General features: G+C 66.6%; 16 protein-coding genes and 2 pseudogenes. 7 read left to right on the top strand and 11 right to left on the bottom strand.

Annotation, left to right across the window (positions count from 1 at the left end):
* Positions 1-52: 52 nt before the first annotated feature.
* On the top strand, positions 53-2,158 hold the full coding sequence (locus H0U68_RS02565) for a DUF262 domain-containing protein (RefSeq protein WP_296352597.1): 2,106 nt from the start codon (positions 53-55) through the stop codon (positions 2,156-2,158).
* Between the two features lie 55 nt (positions 2,159-2,213).
* Here H0U68_RS02565 and H0U68_RS02560 read toward each other — a convergent pair whose 3' ends face one another.
* Positions 2,214-3,515 carry a pitrilysin family protein gene (locus H0U68_RS02560; protein ID WP_296352596.1) on the bottom strand — a complete coding sequence of 434 codons (1,302 nt, stop codon included), beginning with the start codon at positions 3,513-3,515 and terminating at the stop codon, positions 2,214-2,216.
* Positions 3,516-3,629: 114 nt separating this feature from the next.
* On the opposite strand from H0U68_RS02560, the gene H0U68_RS02555 reads away from it, so the two are divergent.
* Positions 3,630-5,651 carry a PAS domain S-box protein gene (locus H0U68_RS02555; protein WP_296352595.1) on the top strand — a complete coding sequence of 674 codons (2,022 nt, stop codon included), beginning with the start codon at positions 3,630-3,632 and terminating at the stop codon, positions 5,649-5,651.
* Between the two features lie 26 nt (positions 5,652-5,677).
* On the opposite strand, the gene H0U68_RS02550 is transcribed toward H0U68_RS02555, so the two are convergent.
* From H0U68_RS02550 to H0U68_RS02525, 6 genes are all read right to left on the bottom strand, one after another.
* Positions 5,678-6,514, bottom strand: a complete 837-nt coding sequence (locus H0U68_RS02550) for a shikimate dehydrogenase (protein ID WP_296352594.1) — start codon at positions 6,512-6,514, stop codon at positions 5,678-5,680.
* Between the two features lie 23 nt (positions 6,515-6,537).
* The gene (locus H0U68_RS02545) at positions 6,538-7,542 is read right to left on the bottom strand and encodes a TRAP transporter substrate-binding protein (RefSeq protein ID WP_296352593.1); all 1,005 of its coding nucleotides are present in this window, start codon (positions 7,540-7,542) and stop codon (positions 6,538-6,540) included.
* 52 nt (positions 7,543-7,594) lie between these two features.
* Positions 7,595-8,875, bottom strand: a complete 1,281-nt coding sequence (locus H0U68_RS02540; protein WP_296352592.1) for a TRAP transporter large permease subunit — start codon at positions 8,873-8,875, stop codon at positions 7,595-7,597.
* Positions 8,872-9,402, bottom strand: coding sequence for a TRAP transporter small permease (locus tag H0U68_RS02535; RefSeq protein WP_296352591.1), 531 nt, complete (start codon positions 9,400-9,402; stop codon positions 8,872-8,874). Before H0U68_RS02535 ends, H0U68_RS02540 begins: the two co-directional genes overlap by 4 nt.
* Before the next feature lie 298 nt (positions 9,403-9,700).
* Complete coding sequence (locus H0U68_RS02530; protein ID WP_296352606.1) at positions 9,701-10,138, bottom strand: type II 3-dehydroquinate dehydratase; 438 nt, start codon at positions 10,136-10,138, stop codon at positions 9,701-9,703.
* Positions 10,139-10,146: 8 nt separating this feature from the next.
* Positions 10,147-11,151, bottom strand: coding sequence for a TRAP transporter substrate-binding protein (locus tag H0U68_RS02525; protein WP_296352590.1), 1,005 nt, complete (start codon positions 11,149-11,151; stop codon positions 10,147-10,149).
* A gap of 80 nt (positions 11,152-11,231) precedes the next feature.
* On the opposite strand from H0U68_RS02525, the gene H0U68_RS02520 reads away from it, so the two are divergent.
* The gene (locus H0U68_RS02520; protein ID WP_296352589.1) at positions 11,232-12,044 is read left to right on the top strand and encodes an IclR family transcriptional regulator; all 813 of its coding nucleotides are present in this window, start codon (positions 11,232-11,234) and stop codon (positions 12,042-12,044) included.
* A 121-nt stretch (positions 12,045-12,165) separates the two neighbouring features.
* Positions 12,166-13,584, top strand: a complete 1,419-nt coding sequence (locus H0U68_RS02515) for an NAD(P)-binding protein (protein WP_296352588.1) — start codon at positions 12,166-12,168, stop codon at positions 13,582-13,584.
* Positions 13,585-13,614: 30 nt separating this feature from the next.
* Here H0U68_RS02515 and H0U68_RS02510 read toward each other — a convergent pair whose 3' ends face one another.
* Positions 13,615-14,118: a hypothetical protein gene (locus tag H0U68_RS02510; protein WP_296352587.1), complete on the bottom strand. Its 504-nt coding sequence runs from the start codon at positions 14,116-14,118 to the stop codon at positions 13,615-13,617.
* A gap of 67 nt (positions 14,119-14,185) precedes the next feature.
* On the opposite strand from H0U68_RS02510, the pseudogene H0U68_RS02505 reads away from it, so the two are divergent.
* Positions 14,186-15,183: pseudogene (locus H0U68_RS02505) on the top strand (LLM class flavin-dependent oxidoreductase).
* A gap of 5 nt (positions 15,184-15,188) precedes the next feature.
* Here H0U68_RS02505 and H0U68_RS02500 read toward each other — a convergent pair.
* Positions 15,189-15,713, bottom strand: coding sequence for a YgjP-like metallopeptidase domain-containing protein (locus H0U68_RS02500; protein ID WP_296352586.1), 525 nt, complete (start codon positions 15,711-15,713; stop codon positions 15,189-15,191).
* Between the two features lie 101 nt (positions 15,714-15,814).
* On the opposite strand from H0U68_RS02500, the gene H0U68_RS02495 reads away from it, so the two are divergent.
* Positions 15,815-17,128 carry a hypothetical protein gene (locus H0U68_RS02495; RefSeq protein ID WP_296352585.1) on the top strand — a complete coding sequence of 438 codons (1,314 nt, stop codon included), beginning with the start codon at positions 15,815-15,817 and terminating at the stop codon, positions 17,126-17,128.
* Positions 17,129-17,143: 15 nt separating this feature from the next.
* On the opposite strand, the gene H0U68_RS02490 is transcribed toward H0U68_RS02495, so the two are convergent.
* Positions 17,144-18,106 (bottom strand): cysteine synthase family protein, encoded by a 963-nt coding sequence (locus H0U68_RS02490; RefSeq protein WP_296352584.1) that lies wholly within the window; start codon positions 18,104-18,106, stop codon positions 17,144-17,146.
* Positions 18,107-18,154: 48 nt separating this feature from the next.
* Here H0U68_RS02490 and H0U68_RS02485 point away from each other — a divergent pair.
* A pseudogene (locus H0U68_RS02485) lies at positions 18,155-18,842 on the top strand (MBL fold metallo-hydrolase); the annotation flags it as partial.
* Between the two features lie 195 nt (positions 18,843-19,037).
* Here the strand turns inward: H0U68_RS02485 and H0U68_RS02480 are convergent.
* Positions 19,038-19,318, bottom strand: a 281-nt coding sequence (locus H0U68_RS02480; protein WP_296352583.1) for a hypothetical protein, incomplete at its 5' end; no start/stop codon positions are given.

Below are 19,318 nucleotides of genomic sequence, written 5' to 3'. Positions count from 1 at the left end.
ACTCATAATCTGCAGCGCACTTTGCATTTGCAGAATTAGGGAGGCAGATTAGATGAAAGCGGAAGACACAGGATTTCTCACCCTTGTTGGGAGCGGCCAGAAGCAGTTCATCATCCCAGTGTTTCAGCGCGACTATTCGTGGACTGAAGCGCAATGCGCTCAACTACTTTCGGACATTCAAAGAGTAGCTGCGCGTCCTATTGGCGCGTCTCACTTCTTAGGCTCTGTCGTTTATGTAGCCAGCAGTGATCAGAGCGCAGTGTTACCTCAGTGGCTCGTAATTGACGGTCAACAGCGACTCACCACCGGCACCATCTTGCTGGCCGTACTCCGGGACCGCTTGCGCGTTCGTGACGAGCCGCTTGCAATTACTGATTCACCTGACGCAGTCGAAGAGCAGTTCCTAATCAACAAATTCTCGCCTGCGAATTTGCGCTCTCGGCTCGCGCTGCGCGGGGAGGACAACAGCGCGCTGCAAGCGCTGCTCGCCGGCGAACAGCTGCCAGACAGTCCAACAAGCAGAGTAGTGGCCAACGCCCGATATTTTCAGAGTGCGCTTGCCGAGGTGGATCCAGTAGAAGTACTCAATGGGTTGCGGAGAATTCTAGTTGTCTCGGTGGCATTAAAGCCAGGGCAGGACAATCCACAGCTCATCTTCGAGAGCTTGAATTCCACGGGGCTGGCTCTGACGCAAGCCGATCTGGTGCGGAACTACGTGCTTATGGGACATCTCGAGCCGAGACAGACGGAATGGTATGAAAGATGGTGGTACCCACTTGAGCAGGCGTTTGGTGCTCACTATCGAGCCGCTTTCGACAAATTCCTGCGCGACTTCCTCACCCTTGAACTGAATCCACCCAGGCCCTTGAAATTGGATGCGGTGTACCGAGAATTCCGGCACTGGTATCCCGCACCAGGCGATCCTGAACAGAGTCAACAGAACGAACAGCGCCTATCGCGACTTCTTAGATTTGGGCGGCACTACTGCACCTTCATGTTCAATCCGCAAAATGCGGGTGATGCAAAGGATGGCCTTCGTCGACTACAGCAGTTGGTCGACGTCGCGGCCCCGGCTGTCATGATGTTGTTGGAGCGCTGGCGTCATGACAAGGCCCTAACTGAGGATGAGATGGTTGACGCCACAGGGGTGCTAGAGAGCTACGTTCTGCGCCGCTCAATCGCTGGCGCAGAAACGCGAAGCGCTGGTCAAGTATTTGCTGCACTTGCGCGCCGGATTGCGGCCGACCGTCCTGTCGCTCGACTTAAGGCTGCACTGGCCCGGAGTGGCAAGGGAGCCGAGTTTCCAGACGACACGGCTTTCTTTCAGGCTCTCACTACCCAAGACCTGTATGGCCGGCGCAATCTGAAGTTTTTGCTTGAACGCCTAACGAACGCGGGCAAAGAAAAGGTTATTACGGACAACCTGACAATCGAACACGTCTTGCCGCAGAAATCGGTTCTCGCGCCGGAATGGCAAGAAGCTCTTGGGCCAGATTGGCGCACAGCACAAGCCCGTTGCCTTCATAAATTGGGCAACCTTACTCTCACCGGATTTAACAGCGAATTAGAGGCACGGCCTTTCGCAGAGAAGCGAGCTGCCGCAGTGTGGGGGTATGTCAACAGCCAAGTATGGCTGAGTAAGAGCATTGCAGAACAGCAGACCTGGGGCGAAAAGCAAATTGCAGAGCGCGGCGAAATGCTGGCAAAGCTCGCACTTACGGTGTGGCAACCGCTGAATGCGGATAAGGCCATGATCGCAAAACTCGAATTGGAGGAGGCGATTGAACACTCTGCCGATCACAAACTCGAGAATCTCAAATGGACCGTTGATGCGGCTGCCTGGTTTGACCAAGTGCGCGCGGCAATCGTTGCTTGTTCGGGCGACGTTGTCGAACTTCCGCGCGCTCGATCCGTTGTTTACCGGGCTCCTGAGTGGTTTGTCGAAATCATTCCCAGGTCGCGAGGTTTTACTTTGCGAATGGCAGCTGATGCATCTGAGCTGGTGGACTTGGAGCCGAATGTTCAAGACGCCGCGACTTGGGCGTTCGTTGTGAATAGCACTGTTGAAGGCGGAAGCCTTTTCGTCGTGTCAAGTCAGGAGCAAGTGTCAATTGCGATCGCTTTGATTTCCCGTACCTATGAACTGATGTTCGATTGAACTACGGGACGCTGCCACGAGGCTCTGCTGCCGGAGCGCTTAACTCTTAAGCCGCTCAGCGGCTGGCCGCCACCAGCATCTTGGCCAGCTCCCCGGCCGCTTTCGCCGTCGCGTCCTTGCCGGTGATGGCCAGTGCCGGCCGATGCATCAGCGCGCGTTCGAACACCGCGCGCACGTCGTCCGCCGTGACGGCGTCGATCATCGACAGCACCTGCGCGGCAGGCGTCACCGCGCCCCGCAGGAACAGTTCCTCCACCGCGCGCTCCATGGTGGCGTGCGTGCTTTCGGACGCGCGCACGCGCGACACGCTCAGCTGGTTCTTGGCGCGCTCCAGGTGCACCGGGTCGATGGCATCCGCCTGGGCGCGCAGCAACTTGCCCGTGGCCGCCGCCATCTGCGCGAGCTTGTCGGGGGTGGTCACGGCCTGCACGGCGATGTTGAACCAGTTGTCGCCGCTTTCCGGGTCGGCCTGCACCATGTAGGCCAGGCCGAGCCGTTCGCGCAAGGTGTCGGCCAGCGGCGCCGACATGCCGCCGCCCAGCAGCAGGGCCGCGACCGACGCGGCCAGGCGCCATTGCTGCTGGGGCATCTCCTGCGCGCTCGGGGGCAGCACCGGATAGGCGAGGTTCACGAACACCTGCGACACCTGCCGGAAGCGCTGCCCCAGCGCGCGCCCGACGTAGGCCGGCGCCGGCAGGACCGCGGCCGGTTGCGGGCCGGCGTGCGCCGGCATGCCGGCGAACAGCGTTTCGGCCAGCGTGAAGAAGCTCTCCACATCGACATTCCCCGCCACCGCAACCACGGTGTTGCCGGCCACGTAATGCGCTTTCACGTGCGCCACCAGGTCGCCGCGCGTGAAGCGGTCGATGTTCTCCAGCGTGCCGATCACCGGCATGCCCATGGGATGGTCGCCCCAGAGGGCGCGGTCCAGCAGGTCGGCTGAGCTCTCCTGCGGGTCCTCCGCGTACTCGGTGGCCTCCTGCCGGATCACGTCGAGCTCGCGCCGCAGTTCGGCCTCGGGAAACGTGCTGTTCAGGACGATGTCCGCCGTCATGCGCAGCAGCTGGTCCGCGTGCCGGCCCAGTCCCGTCATGAAGTAGGCGGTGGTGTCCTTGCTGGTGAACGCGTTGACGTCCGCGCCGAGCCGCTCGGCGTCGAGATTGATGGCCTGCACCGACCGGGTGGCGGTGCCCTTGAAGGCCATGTGCTCCAGCACGTGGCTGATGCCGTTGCTGGCAGGCGTTTCGTTCCTGGAGCCGACCCGCAGGAACACGCCGACACTGGCGCTGCGGACATGCGGCATCGGCACGGCCAGCAGGCGCACCCCGTTGGGCAGCGTATGCAGAGATTGGTTCATCGGACAGCAGCGTAGCGCAACCGCCCGCATGCCCATCGGCAGCTAGGGATTTTTCCTAAGCCCCGCACGCGAATTCCGTAGCGCTGCGCTTGGGGAAAATGCTTTCATGCTCCGATGGATTCATTTGCCACAAGCGAACCCACGCCACTGTGCGCACCGGCGCCGGACGCACTCCGGCAGGAGCTGGCGCAGGCCCGGCAGGCGATCGCGGCGCTGGAGCGCAAGATCGCGCTGACCGAAAGCGTTGTCGAGAATGCCGTCCCGATCCTGTGGGTCGACGCGCAGGCGATGTGCATCACCCATGCCAACCAGGCCGCGTGCAAGCTGCTGGACTGGCAGGCGCAGGAGCTGCGCGGGCAGTTCATCCAGGACATCGACCTCGACTACAAGCCGGTGGACGTGCACGGCGTCGCGGAATGGACCGACAACGGCCCGCCCTCCCCCTTGCGCACGCGTTTTCGGCGCAAGGACGGCAGCGCGCTCTTCGTCGATGCGGCCGTGTCGCGCGCCATGGACGATGGGCGCAGGATGTTCATCTGCAGCTTCCGGGACGTGACGCGGCAGCGGCAGCAGGCCGACGAGGTCAAGCGGCAGCGCGCACTGCTGGCCGGCCTGATCGACTCCATTCCCGACATGATCGTGTACAAGAGCCCCGATGGCGAATACCTGGGCTGCAACGAGGCGTTCGCCGCGATCAGTGGCCGCCCGCCTTCGCAGATCAAGGGAAAGCGCGTGCACGAGCTCTTCGCGCCGGCCCGCGCAGTCGACATCGCCGCGCAGGACGCCATGGTGCTGAGGACCCTGGAGCGGCACACCAGCGAGGAATGGGTGACCTACCCGGACGGCAGGCGTGTCTTGCTGGACGTCGTTCGCACGCCGCTGCGCGACACCAGCGGCACCGTCGTGGGCCTCCTGGCCGTCAGCCGCAACATCACCGAACGCAAGCAGCAGGAAGAAGCCGCGCGCGCGGCCAAAGAACTGGCGGAGGAAGCCACGCGCATGAAGTCGGAGTTCCTGGCCAACATGAGCCATGAGATCCGCACGCCGATGAACGCCATCCTGGGCCTGTCGCATCTGGCGCTGAAGACCGAGCTCACCGGCAAGCAGTCCGGCTATCTCGAGAAAATTTTGTCGTCGGGGCAGCACCTGCTCGGCATCCTCAACGACATCCTTGATTTCTCGAAGGTCGAGGCCGGCAAGCTCGACCTGGAGAACACCGTCTTCGACTTGTCCAGACTGCTCAAGGATGCCGAGGACATGGTGCTCGAGAAATGCCTTGCGAAAGGATTGAGCCTGCGCTTCGACATTGCTCCCGGCGTTCCGGCGCGCCTGCGCGGGGACCCGTTGCGCCTGGGGCAGGTGCTCTTGAACTACATCCACAACGCGGTCAAGTTCACGCAGCAAGGCGGCGTCGTGGTCCGGGTCGAAGCCGAATCCAGCGACAGCGACGCGGCCGTGCTGCGCTTCCTGGTGTCCGACACCGGCATCGGGCTCACGCAGGAACAGAGCGCCAGGCTGTTCAGGAGCTTCTCGCAGGCGGACACGTCGACGACGCGGCGCTTCGGCGGAACGGGGCTGGGGCTGGCGATCTGCAAGAAGCTTGCCGAGCTGATGGGCGGCGCCGTCGGCGTGGAGAGCGCGTATGGCCAGGGCAGCACCTTCTGGTTCACCGCGCGGCTCGCATGGCCCTGCGAGCACGCGCTCGCCGCGCATGGCGCGCAACCGGCAACGAACCCGGCGCTGACGCACCTGCGCGGGCGCACCGTGTTGCTGGTGGAGGACAACGACATCAACCAGATCGTGGCGCAGGAACTGCTCGACGAGCTCGGGCTGCAGGTGGAGATCGCGGAGAACGGCCAGGTGGCCGTGGACCGGCTCGCGGTCGCCGCGTACGACCTGGTCCTGATGGACATGCAGATGCCGGTGATGGACGGCGTCGAAGCGACGAAGATCATCCGCGGCCGGATGGGCGCCGGCATTCCGATTGTTGCCATGACCGCCAACGCCATGCGCCAGGACCGCGAAAAGTGCCTCGCTGCCGGCATGGACGATTTTCTCGTCAAGCCGTTCGAGCCGGAGCAGCTGCACCAGGTGCTGGTCCGGTGGCTGCCGGGTGGAAAGAACGCCGGAGCGTGAAGGCCTGAAGGGCCAGCGGCGCCCGCTCACGCGTCCAGCGTCGCCAGCTCCCGCAGCCGCGCTGGCGTCGTCGCCGGCAAGCCGAAGAACTCCAGGTACGCGGGGATCATCTCGAACAGCATGTCGGTGCCCACCTGCACGCGGCAGCCGCGTGCCTGGGCGGCCTGCAGCAGCGGCGTCATGGCCTGGCTGAGCACCACCTCGCCGACGAAGGTGCCCGCACCCAGCCGCTCCACGTCGAAGGGCAGCGGGTCGCCCGCCTGCATGCCCAGCGGCGTGCAGTTCACCACCAGGTCGAAGCCGGCGGGGTCCTTGCTGCCGGTGGTCACTTCCACCTGCGGATAGTGCTGCTGCAGCCGCCGCGCCAGTCCGTCCGCCATATCGGCGCGCAGGTCGTGCAGGGCCATCGCCGCCGGCTGCGTCGCCGCCAGCGAAGTCGCAATCGCGCAGCCCACACCGCCGCAGCCGACGACCAGCGCGCGCTTGCCGCGCGGGTCGAACCCCTTGCCGCGCACGCCGCGCACGAAGCCCTCGCCGTCGAACTGGTCGCCCAGCAGGGTGCCGTCCGGCAGGCGCTTCACCGCGTTGCAGGCGCCGGCGATCTGCACCGCCGGCGTGGTGGCGTCCAGCAGCCGCAGCACGCTCACCTTGTGCGGCATGGTCACCAGCGCGCCGCGCACGTTGTCCATGCGGAACAGCGCCGGCAACACAGTGGCGAAGTCTTCCGTGCGGCAGGCCATGGGCACCACCAGCGCGTTGATGCCGGCCGCCGCGAAATACGGGTTGTAGATCAGCGGCGCCTTGAACGAATGCGTGGGATACCCGAGGTGGGCGATGACCTCGGTGTCGCCGTCGATGCGCATGGTGCGGCAGCAGCGCGCAGCGCTTACTTGCGCGCCTTGTCCAGCTCGGCCATCACGGCCTTCACCGTGGCCTCGCCCACGCTGGCCGAATGCTTGGCGATCACCGGCTTCATCTTCTCGCGCAGCTTGGCCACTTCGGCGGGCGGCAGCACCGTCACCTGCATGCCGCTCTTCTTCAGGCTGTCCAGGATGCCGGCGGCGGCGGCGCGCGACTGCTCGCGCTGGTATTTCGCCGACTCGCGGGCCGCGTCCTGCACGATCTTCTTCTCGTCGGCCGGCAGCGCGTCCCAGAACTTCTTGCTCATCACCACCGACTGCGGGTTGTACTGGTGGTTGCTGAGCGTCATGAACTTCTGCACCTCGTACAGCTTGGCGCCCTGGATGGTGGCGACCGGGTTCTCCTGGCCGTCCACCGCCTTCTGCTCCAGCGCCGCGTACAGCTCGGGGAACGGCAGCGGCGTGGGGTTGGCGCCCAGCGCGCTGACCCAGTCCACGTTGATCGGGTTGGGGATCACGCGCAGCTTGAGGCCGGCGATGTCCTCCACCCTGGCGATCGGCCGCTTGCTGTTGGTGAGCTGGCGGAATCCCAGCTCGTAGTAGGCCAGGCCGACCAGGCCCTTGTCTTCCAGCTTCTGGTGCAAGGCGGTGCCGAACGGGCCGTCGACCACCGCGTCGGCTTCCTTGCCGTTGTCGAACAGGAAGGGAAAGTCGTAGATGGCGAAGTCCTTCACCACGCTGGCGAAGATGCCGGAGTTCATGGCCGCCATTTCCAGCGTGCCGCCCTGCAGCGCGGACACGTTGGCCTGGTCGCTGCCAAGCGCGCCGCCGGCAAAAATCTGCACTTTCAGCTTGCCGCCCGAGCGCGACTCCACCAGTTCGGCGAACTTCTCCATGCCCATCACCACCGGGTGGCCCTTGGCGTTCTGGTTGGCGAACTTGATGGTCCTGGTCTGCGCCTGGGCCTGCGCCAGGCCGAGGCCGGCCACCAGGGCCAGTGCCAGGGCGCTCTTGAGGAAGCTGCGTTTCATGCTGTCTGTCTCCTGTTGTGCCTGGGATGCGCGGTGCGCGCGGGGCCAAGCGTCAGCCGTAGAACCAGCGGGCCGGCACCATGACCAGGGACGGGAAGAACACCATCAGGAACATGACGGCGAACTGCGCCACCATGAAGGGCCACACGCCCCGGGTCACCTCGTCCATGCTCACCTTGCCCACACCCGCCACTGTACTCAGCACCGTGCCCACCGGGGGCGTGACCAGGCCGATGGCGTTGTTGATGATGAACAGCACGCCGAAATAGACCGGGTCGATCCCCGCCGCCTTGACCAGCGGCATGAACACCGGCGTCAGGATCAGGATGGTCGGCGTCATGTCCATGGCCGTGCCCACCAGCATGGTCACGACCATGATCGCCACCATCAGCAGCATGGGCTGGTCCAGCAGCGGCTTGAGCAGCGCCACCAGCTCGCCCGGCAGGTTGGCCACCGTGATCATCCAGGCCGACACCATGGCCGCGGCCACCAGGAACATGATGACGGCGGTGGTCTGCGCCGCCGCCAGGAACAGGCCGTACAGCTGCGACAGCTTGAGTTCGCGGTACACCACCGTGGCCACGAACAGCGCATAGACGGCGGCCACCACGGCGGCCTCGGTCGGCGTGAACACGCCGAACTTCAGCCCCACCACCACGATCAGCGGCAGTACCAGCGCGAAAGCGGCGTCGCGCAGCGAAGCCAGCACCTCGCCACGGCTGGCGCGCGGCGCCGGTTTGATGTCTTCCTTGCGCACCAGCCACCACCAGGTGAGCCACAGCGCCGCGCCCAGCAGCAGGCCAGGCACGATGCCGGCCAGGAACAGCTTGGAGATCGACACGTTGGCCGCCACGCCGAACACCACGAAGCCGATGCTGGGCGGGATCACCGGCGCGATGATCGCGGCCGAGGAAATCAGCCCGGCCGAGCGCGCGGTGTCGTAGCCCGCGCGGTTCATCATCGGCAGCAGCAGCGCGGCCAGCGCTGCCGCGTCGGCCACGGCCGAGCCCGAGAGCGCGGCCATCAGCACCGCCGCCATGATGGCCACGTAGCCCAGGCCGCCGCGCACGTGGCCGACCAGCGTCATCGCGAAATTGACGATGCGCCGCGACAGGCCGCCCGCGTTCATGATCTCGCCGGCCAGCATGAAGAAGGGCACGGCCAGCAGCGGGAAGCTGTTGGCGCCCTCGATCGTGTTCTGCGCCAGGATCTGCGGGTCGAACATGTTCATGTGCCACATCAGCGCGGCGCCGCAGGCCAGCAGCGAGAACGCGATCGGCACACCCAGCGCCATGGCGCCCAGCAGCGCGCCCAGGAAAATGGCGATGGTCATGGGGCTTCCCCGTGCGGCACGTCTTCCGATTCGGCGATGCCCACCAGCGCGGAATCATCCAGCCGGCCGGTGAGCAGCTTGAACAGCTCGTGCGCGATGATCACGCCCGCCAGCACCGCGAACAGCACGCCGCTGGCATAGAACCAGGCCATGGAGGCTTCCATCACGGCGCTGGTGGTGCCGGCGTTGATCACCGTTTGCTGCCAGCCGCCGCGCGCCATCAGCCAGCACAGCCACAGCATCAGCAGGTGGCCGATGACGAAGCAGATCTTCTTGCCCGCGGGCGGCAGGCGCGACACCAGCGTGTCGGTGCCCAGGTGCGCGTGCCGGCGCACCGCCACCACGGCGCCCAGGAAGGTCATCCACACGAAGAGCCAGCGCGAGAGTTCCTCCGACACCGTGATGCCGGAGTTGAACCCGTAGCGCAGCACCACGTTGCCGAACACCATGACGACCATGCCGGCGAGGCAGGCCACCATCAGCAGGGCGAACAAGCGGCACAGCCGGTCGATGGCTTTATCGAGCATTGCGCTGTCTCCTGCCCCGATGTTAGGGCCTGCTCACACTATTTTTGCCAGTGCGAACGCAATGAAAACCGCGCCAATCTAGGCGCAGGACGACGCCAAGGCTGGTCGCCTTGGCTAGGAGTGCAACGACGAGTGGCGCGGTTTTCATCGCGTTCCCTTCGGGTTGCGGCCAAAAAGGCCATGCGCCGCGTTGCGAAGCCTTGCCGGACCTTGAGTCCGGCTGCGTTTCGCGCCTTGCGCATGACCTTTTTGGCTGCAACGCATCTGGTAAAAATAGTGTGAACAGGCCCTATTCACGCTAGCCGCGCAAGGTTTCCACCAGCGCCCGCAGGCCCGCCGTGTACGAGCGCCAGCCCAGGCCCTGGACGGTCGCCTTCACCGCCGGCGAGATGATGGAGTGCGCGCGCCAGCTCTCGCGCGCGGCGATGTTGGACATATGGATCTCCAGCACCGGGAACGGCATGGCCTTGATCGCGTCGTGCAGCGGCACACCGTGCTGCGTGAGCCCGGCGGGGTTGAGCAGCGCGCCGGCGGCGGTGTCGATGTTCTGGTGGAACTTGTCGATTAGCGCGCCTTCGTGGTTGGACTGGAAGATCTCCAGCTCCACGCCGCCCAGCTCGCCGGCCAGCGCGGTCAGCCGCTGGTCGATCTCGGCCAGCGTGGTGGTGCCGTAGATGTGCGGCTCGCGCCGGCCAAACAGGTTGAGGTTGGGCCCGTGCAGCACCAGGATGCGCAGCGCCTCGCTCACTTGTGCACCCGCGCCAGTTCGCTCTGGTACAGCTTGACCATGGCTGGGTCGTAAGTGGCGGCGAACTTCTCGGTCACCGGCCGCGCGATCTCGCGCATGCGGGCCTGCTCGGCGGGGCTGACCTCGTTGTACTGCATGCCCTTGGCCTGCAGTTCGCCGACGGCCTTGGCCGCGGCGGCGCGGCTCACCTGGCGCTGGTAGCCGCGCGTCTCGGCGGCGGCGTCGTTCATGATCTTCTGCTCGGCGGGCGAGAGCTTGTCCCAGAACTTCTTGCTGACCAGCACGATGTTGGCCGCGTACACGTGGTTGGTGGCGCTGACGAACTTGTTCACCTCGAAGAACTTGTTCCACAGGATCACCGCGAACGGGTTCTCCTGGCCGTCCACCGCCTTCGATTCCAGCGCGCCGAACAGCTCGGCGAAGGGCATGGGCACCGGGTTGGCCTTGAAGGCCTTGAACGTGTCCAGGAACACCGGGTTGGGAATCACGCGGATCTTCAGGCCGTCCAGGTCTTCGGGCTTCGTGATCGGCCGCTTGCTGTTGGTGACGTTGCGAAAGCCCAGGTCCCAGTAGCCGAGCGCCACCAGGCCCCTCTCCGGCAGCCTGGCGATCAGCGCCTGGCCGAACGGGCCGTCCAGCAGCGCATCGGCCTGTGCGTAATTCGCGACAGCTAACGGAAAGTCAACCAGGCCGAATTCCTTGACGATGCCGGCCAGCGAGGTGGTGGCCGGCGCCGACATCTCCTGCACGCCGCCTTGCAGCGCGGACTGCTGCTGCAGCTCGTTGCCCAGCTGGTTGGAGGGAAACTCCTGCACCTTGAGCTTGCCGCCGCTCTTGGCCGCCACCAGCTCGGCGAAGCGCTTGACGCCCATGCTGACCGGGTGGTCGGTGTTGTTCAGGTGGCCGAACTTGATGGTGCGTTCCTGGATGTCCTGCGCGCCGGCGGCGAAGGCAGCGAGGAAGAGGACGGCGCCGATGGCGTGCCGCGAAACCGCTTTCATGGTGTCTCCTGTTCTGTCTTTTGATGCGGCATGATGGAACTGGTTGTAGAACAGTGTTCCGGACTGGAAATCCATTTCACATGGCAGCAAACGAAGCAGGCGCCACCGGCACGGTGGACCGTACCCTGCGCATCCTGGAGACATTGGCGCAAGCGCCCGAAGGCCTTGCCCTGTCAGGACTGGCCGACGAGCTTGCCATGCCGCGCAGCGCCTGCCACCGGCTGCTGGCGGAGCTGGTGCGCTGCGGCTACGTGCGCCAGCTGCGCGCGCACGGCGACTACGCGCTGACGACCAAGCTGCCAGCGCTGGGCCTGAGCTTTCTGGGCGGCGCCGGCATCGTCGACATCGCGCAGCCCATCATCGACCGGCTGGCCGACACCTGCGGCGAGCTGGTGCGCCTGGCGCTGGTGGACGGCGACCGCCTCACCTTCGTGGCCAAGGCGCAGGGCGCGCGCGCCGGCCTGCGCTACGACCCCGACATGGGCATCGACGTGCGGCTGTCGTGCAGCGCGGGCGGGCACGCGTGGCTGATGACGCTGTCGGAGGAGCGGGCGACGGAGCTGGTGGCGAAACAGGGCTTCGGCAGTCCGAAGGAATACGGGCCGAAGGCACCGACGACGTTCAAGGCGCTGGGCAAGCTATTGGACGAAAACCGGAGGCGCGGCTTCAGCATGATGGCGGAGATGTACGCGCCGGGCATGAGCGCGATGGCGGCGCCGGTGCTGCGGCGGGGGCAGGATGCGGTGGGGGTGATCACGATTGCGGGGCCGCTGCTGCGGCTGACACCTGCGCGAATGCAAGAGCTGGGAGAGCCGCTGGTGGCAGCGGCGCAGCAGCTGGCGATGGCGAGTGCGACGTCGCCGCTGTTTGCGAAGCCGGGTCGGATGGCTTGAAGGCGGTAACGCGGCGGTGCGATCTGCTCGACGCGCGCGGCATTGAACCGTACGATGCGCGATCGGGCAGCCGCAGGTGGCTCTTGCGGATTCGTCCCCCAGCGGACCCAAGGAGCACGCCATGCCGGACCAGATGGAAACGGACTACCTCGTCGTCGGGACCGGAGCCGCGGGCATGGCGGTGGCCGACGCGCTGCTGTCGCACTCCGACGCGCGCATCACGCTGGTCGACCGCCGCCATGCGCCGGGCGGGCACTGGCTGGATGCGTATCCCTTCGTGCGGCTGCACCAGCCCTCCGCGTTTTATGGGGTGGACTCGGTGCCGCTGGGCGCGGACGCCCTCGACCAGGCGGGCCTGCATGCCGGCTTCTACGAGATGGCGGGCGCCGACGAGCTGCGCCACTACTTCGCCAACGTGATGCAGGAGCACTTCCTGCCGACGGGGCGGGTGCACCACTTTCCCTGCAGCGACTACCTGGGCAACGAAGGCGGGATTCACCGCTTTGCCTGCCGCCTGACCGGCGCGACGCGCGAGATCCGCGTGCGCCGCAAGCTCGTGGACACGGCCTATCTGGAAGGCCGCGTTCCGGCCGTCAGCGCACCCCCCTTCGAAGTGGATGAGGGTGTGCGGTGCATCCCCGCCGGCGAGGTGGCCCGCCAGCCCGAACCTGCCGGGCGCTTCGTCGTGATCGGCGGGGGCAAGACGGCGATGGATACCTGCGTGTGGCTGCTCACCGGCGGCGTGCCCGCGGCGTCCATCCGCTGGGTGAAGCCGCGCGAAGGCTGGTGGCTCAACCGCCGCTTCCACCAGCCGCACACCCTGCTTCCCGAGTTCTACGCAGGGATCGGCCTGCAGTTCCAGGCCATGGCGCAGGCCACCACCGTGGACGACCTGTTCCTGCGGCTGGAAGCCGACGGCTTCTTCCTGCGCGTGGACACGGGCGTGATACCCACCATGCTGCACGGCGCCATCGCCAGCGAGCAGGAAATCGCGTTGCTGCGGCAGATCAAGGACGTGGTGCGGCTCGGCCGGGTGCGGCGCATCGGGCGCGGCGCCATGGTGCTGGACGGCGGCGAGATCGCGACGCCCGAAGGCGCAGTGCACGTGCACTGCGCCGCAGCTGGCCTGGTGCGCCCGCCGCTGCGCCCGATTTTCGAAGCCGGGCGCCTGACCGTGCAGCCGACCATGTGGGGGTTTGCCAGCCACCAGTTCGCCCTGCTGGGCGTGGCGGAGGCGATGATCGGCAGCGACGAGGAAAAGAACCGCCTGTGCCGCCCGATTTCCTATTGGGACGAGAGCGCCGACTATCTCAGTGCCTACCTCGCGCTGCTGTCCGCGGAGCGGGCGCGTGCCGCCCATCCGGCCCTGGCCGCCTGGGCGCGCGCGTCGCGGCTCAATCCGCTGGCACGCCTGGGTGAGCACGCGGACCACCCGACGGTGGTGCGCACGCGCGCCCTCCTCAAGGAGTTGGGGCCGGCCGCCGTCGAAAATGCGGCCAGGCTTCTGGCCGCGCGCGAACCGCCCGCTGCTTGCGCCTGATGCAAGCGGGCACCCGCCGAACGAAGCGGACTACCGGACCGACTGGGCGCTGAACTCCGCGTGCGCCCAGGCCTCGGCCCTCGCCCGCGTCAGCTTGAACCCCGGCGACACGCTCGCCTCCCCCAGCACCTCACCCGCCGCATCCGTCGCCCGCAGCTTCGCCGAAGGCGACTCCTCGTCCGGCTCGATGTCCAAGGTGACCGTCACGCGCCCGCCGGCGTGCGAGATCTCGATCTGCTGGTGCAGCGTCGCATGCAGCTGCTGCTCGTGCCGGCGCACGAACTCGGCGGCGGTCTTCACCAGCGTGTTGAACGCCGCGGTGTCCAGCGGCTTGGGGTTCTTCTTGTCGCGCCCCATGGTCCAGGGGCCGACCAGCGCCGGCTCCACCTGGCCGTCGGGCGTCATGGCCACCGCCCAGCCGTCGTCGTCCTCGTTCTTGATCACCTGGGCCGTCCAGCCGTTGTCGCGCCACCGGCGCGGTTCGCGAATGGCCTCTTGCTCGCTGCCGTCGTCAGATTCGAATGCGTCGTCCATGCGGGGATTGTTGCATCCGGCGCACGGCCGCCCTTGCCGATGGCGGGCCCATCCCCATCTGGGCCGGATGCCCATCGCCCTGTCGGTCCTCGACCTCGCCCCCATCGCCGAAGGCAGCGACGCTTCGGCGTCGTTCCGCAACTCGCTCTCGCTCGCCCAGCACGCCGAACGGCTGGGCTTCCGGCGCTTCTGGATGGCCGAACACCACGGCATGCCGGGCATCGCCAGCGCCGCCACTGCGGTGCTGCTCGGGCACGTGGCCGGCGGCACGCACTCCATCCGGGTCGGCGCGGGCGGCATCATGCTGCCCAACCACTCGCCGCTGGTGATCGCCGAGCAGTTCGGCACGCTGGAGGCGCTCTATCCCGGGCGCATCGACCTGGGCCTGGGCCGCGCGCCGGGCTCGGACCAGGCCACGTCGCGCGCGCTGCGGCGCGACCTGGCGAGCGACCCGGACGCGTTTCCGCAGGACGTGGTGGAGCTGATGGACCTGATGTCCGACGCGCCGCGCCAGACCATCCGCGCGGTGCCCGGGCGCGGCGCCAAGGTGCCGGTGTGGATCCTGGGCTCCAGCCTGTTCGGCGCGCAGCTCGCCGCGATGCTGGGCCTGCCCTACGCCTTCGCCTCGCACTTCGCGCCGGGGCAGATGATGGAGGCCATTGCGCTGTACCGCGCCACCTTCAAGCCATCGGCGCAGCTGGACAAGCCTTATGTGATGCTGGGCTTCAACGTGTTCGCTGGCGACACCGATGAACAGGCCGCCGTGCTGGCCACCTCCATGCAGCAGGCCTTCGTGAACCTGCGCACCGGCCGCCCCTCGAAGCTGCAGCCGCCGCTGCCGGGGTACCTGGAGAACCTGCCCCCGCAGGCGCGGTCCATGCTGGACGGCGTGCTGTCGTGCAGCGCAATCGGCTCACCGGCCACGGTGCGCCAGGCGATGCACGCGTTCGTCGAGCGCACGGGGCCGACGAGCTGATGGTCACCTCGCAGATCTTCGACCACCAGGCGCGGCTGCATTCCTACGAGATCACGGCGCAGGCGGCCCAATCGGCACAGCCGGCCTGAAACGGTCAGGGCCGCGCCGCCCGGTCGGCCCGCGCCAGCTCCCGCGCCGTGAGCCACAGCCGCAGGTCGAATTCGAGCTGGTGGTAATGCGGCTCCATGTGCAGGCACAGCGCATAGAACGCCTTGCCGTGCTCGCTCTCCTTCAGGTGCGCCAGCTCGTGCACCACGATCATGCGCAGGAAGTCGGCCGGCGCCTCCTTGAACAGCGCGGCCACGCGGATCTCGCGCTTGGCCTTCAGCCGGCCGCCCTGCACGCGCGACACGGCACTGTGCGTTCCCAGCGCGTTGCGCACGATGTGCAGCTTGGCGTCGTAGGCCACCTTGGCCACCGGCGGCGCGCTTTTCATGAAGCGCGACTTGAGTTCGCCCACGTAGTCGTACAGCGCGCGCTCGGTCTGCACCGTATGCGCGTCGGGATGGCGCTGCGCGACGACCTCGGCCAGCCGGCCGGACTGGATCAGGCCATGCACCTGCTGCAGCAGCTCGGGCGGGTAGCCGTGGAGGTAGGGGAGGGGAAGGAGCGTGGACATGGGTCGAGCCCCCTATTCTCGGCGGATCGCCGATGGCCGCCGGCGGCGATCTCGCTTAGCATGCAGCGAGGCGCGGCGACACGGCGCGACAGGAGGCGGCATTGGAACGACACACAGCAACCCACCGGACGGACTCGGCCTCGGACAACACGCGCGCGGCGCGTTCCGGTGCGTGGCGTGCCCCTGCCCAATCCTTTGCCGATCGGCGATCCGCCACGCTGGCGCAGCGGCGGCTGCAGCAGGGCGCCGGCGCCAGCGCGCAGGCCCGCAAGCTGCAGGCGCTGCAAGCCATGGCGGACCGCCACGCGCCGCCTTCCGCCGAGGGCATCTTGTCCCGAGCTGGCGGCGCTTCGGTTCAGCGGACCGCGACCGTGCAGCGCACCAAAGGCGTCGTCTACCAGAGCGAAAAGACCCGATGGGTCATCTTCTCCAAGACCGGCGGCCACGGGCCTTACACCATCGCCAACCTGGACGCCATCGAGCCCCGCCTGCTGGACGCGAATGTCGAGGTCGACTACAAGAACCTCAACAACGGCACGGTGTGGATCAACAGCATCGGCGACACCTCCTTCGATCCTCCGAAGGAGGTGCCGAAGATCGAGGAGAAGTCACCGATCGATCCCGGGCATTTCGTGAACAACAGACTCGGGATCGGCAACACGGACAAGGTCCAGCCGAAGGACAGGCCGTGGCTGCGCGGCACCGGCTTCAAGGTGGATTTCGGCGAGGAGCTCGGCAGCGTCGCGATCGACGGGTTTGCCAAGCACCAGCCGCTGCACAAGAAATCGGACGAGTCGGGCGGCTTCCGGGGCAACTCGGTCAAGCTCAGCATGAGCCTGCACTACCAGGATGGCAAGCAGGCGCTGCAGCAGCAAGACTTCTCGGTCAAGGGCTTCAAGAAGTTCCACAGCGCCGACTTCGGCAAGTACAAGCCGCAGGACCTGAACGACATGTATGCGATCGGCCGCCTGATCGACGGCGAGGGGAAATACAAAAACCAGGAGGCGCTGAAGGACGTCGCCGCGCGCTATCACAGCGAACGCGACATGGTGGTGAAGGCCGAACAGATGCAGGGGCCGCGGTTCGCCTCCGTGATCGCCAATCAGGTCGGCCAGATCCTGGGCGAAGGACACATTCCCAAGCTGCTGATCCTGCACCTCCATTCGCACGAACTCCGGATCTGCAGCGACTGCTACCAATTCCTCGACGCGTTCATGCAAGGGGACTGGATCACGGACGTGAAGGACCTGGTTCCCAACGGCGAGCACATGAAGATCACGATGCTGACCAGCGCGGACCAGCCGCACGCGGTGCTGTCGGGCAAAGTCAATGACGAGCGGCCCGACGGTGCCACCATCGGCATCGACGCCCTGCCGCGCATCCTGAACATGGGGCAGCTGACGCAGTCCAAGTAGGCTTGGAGTGGGAAGCTAATCCCACAAATCGGTCGACAGATACTTCAAACCGGAGTCGCAGATGACCACGGCGAGCGTCTTGCCGCGCATCTCGCCCTGCAGCAGCCGCAGCGCCGCCGCCACGTTCGCGCCCGCCGAGAACCCGCCGAAGATGCCCTCGCGCGCGGCCAGTTCGCGCGCCATCCGCCGCGCCGCGTCACCCGACACCTGCAGGAAACCATCGACCGGCACGCCCTGCAGGAACCGCAGGTCCGCCATCGCATAGCCGCCGCCCTGGATCGGATGCCCCGCCTGCGTGACCTCCTGCCCCGCGACCACCGCCGCCCCGGCGGGCTCGACGACGAAGCAGCGGATCGCCGGATTGCGTTCCTTCAGCGCCTTGGTCACGCCGGCATAGGTACCGCCGGAGCCCAGGAAGTCGGCGAAGCCGTCGATCTGTCCTTGCGTGGCGTCCCACAACTCCGGGCCGGTGCCGCGGTAGTGCGCCAGCCAGTTGCCGTCGCGCTGGAACTGGTCGGCCCGGAATGCGCCGCGCTCCGCCGTGATGCGCTGCGCCGCCTGCTCCACCAGCGCCAGGTCCTCCCCGGACACCTGGCCCACGACCGAGCCGCGCGCCTGGGGCACCAGCACCACTTCCGCACCCAGCGCACGCATCATCCGCGCACGCTCTTCGGAATTGCCCTTGGACATGACCGCCACGAACGGATAGCCGCGGATGCCGCAGACGATCGCCAGCCCGGTGCCCATGTTGCCGGACGTGAGCTCCACCACCGCTTGCCCCGGCCGCAAGTCCCCGCTGCGCTCGGCCTCCTCGATGACGCCGAGCGCGGCGCGGTCCTTCTTGGAAAAACCGGGGTTCAGGTAGTCCAGCTTCGCCAGGATCGTGCCTTCGACGCCGTGCGCGCGCGTCAGGCGGTCCAGCCGCACCAGCGGCGTGTTGCCGATGGCTTCGACCACCGATCCGAGAATCTTTTTCATCGCATCATCCTTCTTCGCGCAGTGTGCCCCAGCCGTGCGAACCTCCGCCTGTGCTGCCACTGCCTGTTCCTGGAAACAGCGCATTCGCTGGTGCTGGTCGACACCGGCTTCGGCCTGCGCGACGTGGCCGATCCGCGCACGTGCCTGAGCAAGTTCTTCCTGGCGCTGGTGAGCCCCGAGTTCCGCGAGGAGATGACGGCCATCCGGCAGATCGAGCGCATAGGCTTCGATCCGCGGCAACTCGGGCGGCAGGCCCTGCAATTGGCGCACCGCGCCGAAGCCGTGCCACGGCTCGCCGCCGGGCCCGTCGTACACGCGCCAGTTGGCCTGGGTGCCCCACTGGGTGCCGCTGCCGGGTCGCACGCACGGCCATGCGGGCGTAGCGATCCGGCGCGACGACGGCAGCTGGGCACTGAACGCGGGCGACGCCTACTTCTATCACCAGGAGATGGACGCAAAGGACCCGTACTGCACGCCGGGCCTGCGCTTCTACCAGACCATGGTGGAAAAGGACCGCCGCGCGCGCTTTGCCAACCAGCGGCGGCTGCGCGCGCTGCACAGCCACAAGAGCGACGAGGTGCAACTGTTCTGCTCGCACGATCCGCTGGAGTTCGCCCGGCTCACAGGGCACCCGATGGGCGTGTCCGCGCCTGTGCGGCCGGCGCGCGCCGCACAGGCTTCGCCGTCGCCATATAGCGCGCATCCGCACCCAGAAACCGCTGCAGGAATTGCCTGAAGCCTGCTGCTGCTAGCGACAGCTGCCGGTCGCGCCGCGTCCACACCAGGAACTTGCGGGTGATGGTGGGCTTGACCAGCACGCGCGCCTGCAGCTGCTGCATGCCGATCAGCGACTGCGCATACGGCATGCAGGTGGTCACGCCAGGCCGGCGCGCAAAATCATCGATGGTCAAGAATTAGAGTCTGACCCCAATTACCCCCCCCCCGCGTTGTTGGCGTCTCCGCCGTACACCGCCGTCATGCCGTGGCTGCCGCCCGCAAGATTTGCCTTGCTCCAGCTGGCAGCACCGTTCGCCAGAGGATTAATTGGAATCTGACCCCGATTTTTCGCTGCAGCATCAGCTGCATAGTCCGCCCTGAACAACCCGCAACCCGTTGATCTGGCTCGCAGTTTTTCGGGTTGATGGGCGCGGGATTTGCAAGGTATGGTCTTGCCAGCACCTGTTTTCTTGCAAATCTCTTCGAGGAGTTCCA

This window comes from Ramlibacter sp. (assembly GCF_013697775.1).
GTDB lineage: Bacteria > Pseudomonadota > Gammaproteobacteria > Burkholderiales > Burkholderiaceae_C > Ramlibacter.
Note: the sequence above shows the minus strand (reverse complement) of the source record. Positions and strands in the feature narration are given on the sequence as shown.

Coding starts and splice junctions, on each gene's coding strand:
- H0U68_RS02490 (WP_296352584.1), bottom strand. CDS start 18,106: ATGAAAAAGATTCTCGGATCGGTGGTCGAAGCCATCGGCAACACGCCG.
- H0U68_RS02510 (WP_296352587.1), bottom strand. CDS start 14,118: ATGGACGACGCATTCGAATCTGACGACGGCAGCGAGCAAGAGGCCATT.
- H0U68_RS02525 (WP_296352590.1), bottom strand. CDS start 11,151: ATGAAAGCGGTTTCGCGGCACGCCATCGGCGCCGTCCTCTTCCTCGCT.
- H0U68_RS02550 (WP_296352594.1), bottom strand. CDS start 6,514: ATGCGCATCGACGGCGACACCGAGGTCATCGCCCACCTCGGGTATCCC.
- H0U68_RS02545 (WP_296352593.1), bottom strand. CDS start 7,542: ATGAAACGCAGCTTCCTCAAGAGCGCCCTGGCACTGGCCCTGGTGGCC.
- H0U68_RS02565 (WP_296352597.1), top strand. CDS start 53: ATGAAAGCGGAAGACACAGGATTTCTCACCCTTGTTGGGAGCGGCCAG.
- H0U68_RS02560 (WP_296352596.1), bottom strand. CDS start 3,515: ATGAACCAATCTCTGCATACGCTGCCCAACGGGGTGCGCCTGCTGGCC.
- H0U68_RS02520 (WP_296352589.1), top strand. CDS start 11,232: ATGGCAGCAAACGAAGCAGGCGCCACCGGCACGGTGGACCGTACCCTG.
- H0U68_RS02500 (WP_296352586.1), bottom strand. CDS start 15,713: ATGTCCACGCTCCTTCCCCTCCCCTACCTCCACGGCTACCCGCCCGAG.
- H0U68_RS02555 (WP_296352595.1), top strand. CDS start 3,630: ATGGATTCATTTGCCACAAGCGAACCCACGCCACTGTGCGCACCGGCG.
- H0U68_RS02535 (WP_296352591.1), bottom strand. CDS start 9,402: ATGCTCGATAAAGCCATCGACCGGCTGTGCCGCTTGTTCGCCCTGCTG.
- H0U68_RS02540 (WP_296352592.1), bottom strand. CDS start 8,875: ATGACCATCGCCATTTTCCTGGGCGCGCTGCTGGGCGCCATGGCGCTG.
- H0U68_RS02515 (WP_296352588.1), top strand. CDS start 12,166: ATGCCGGACCAGATGGAAACGGACTACCTCGTCGTCGGGACCGGAGCC.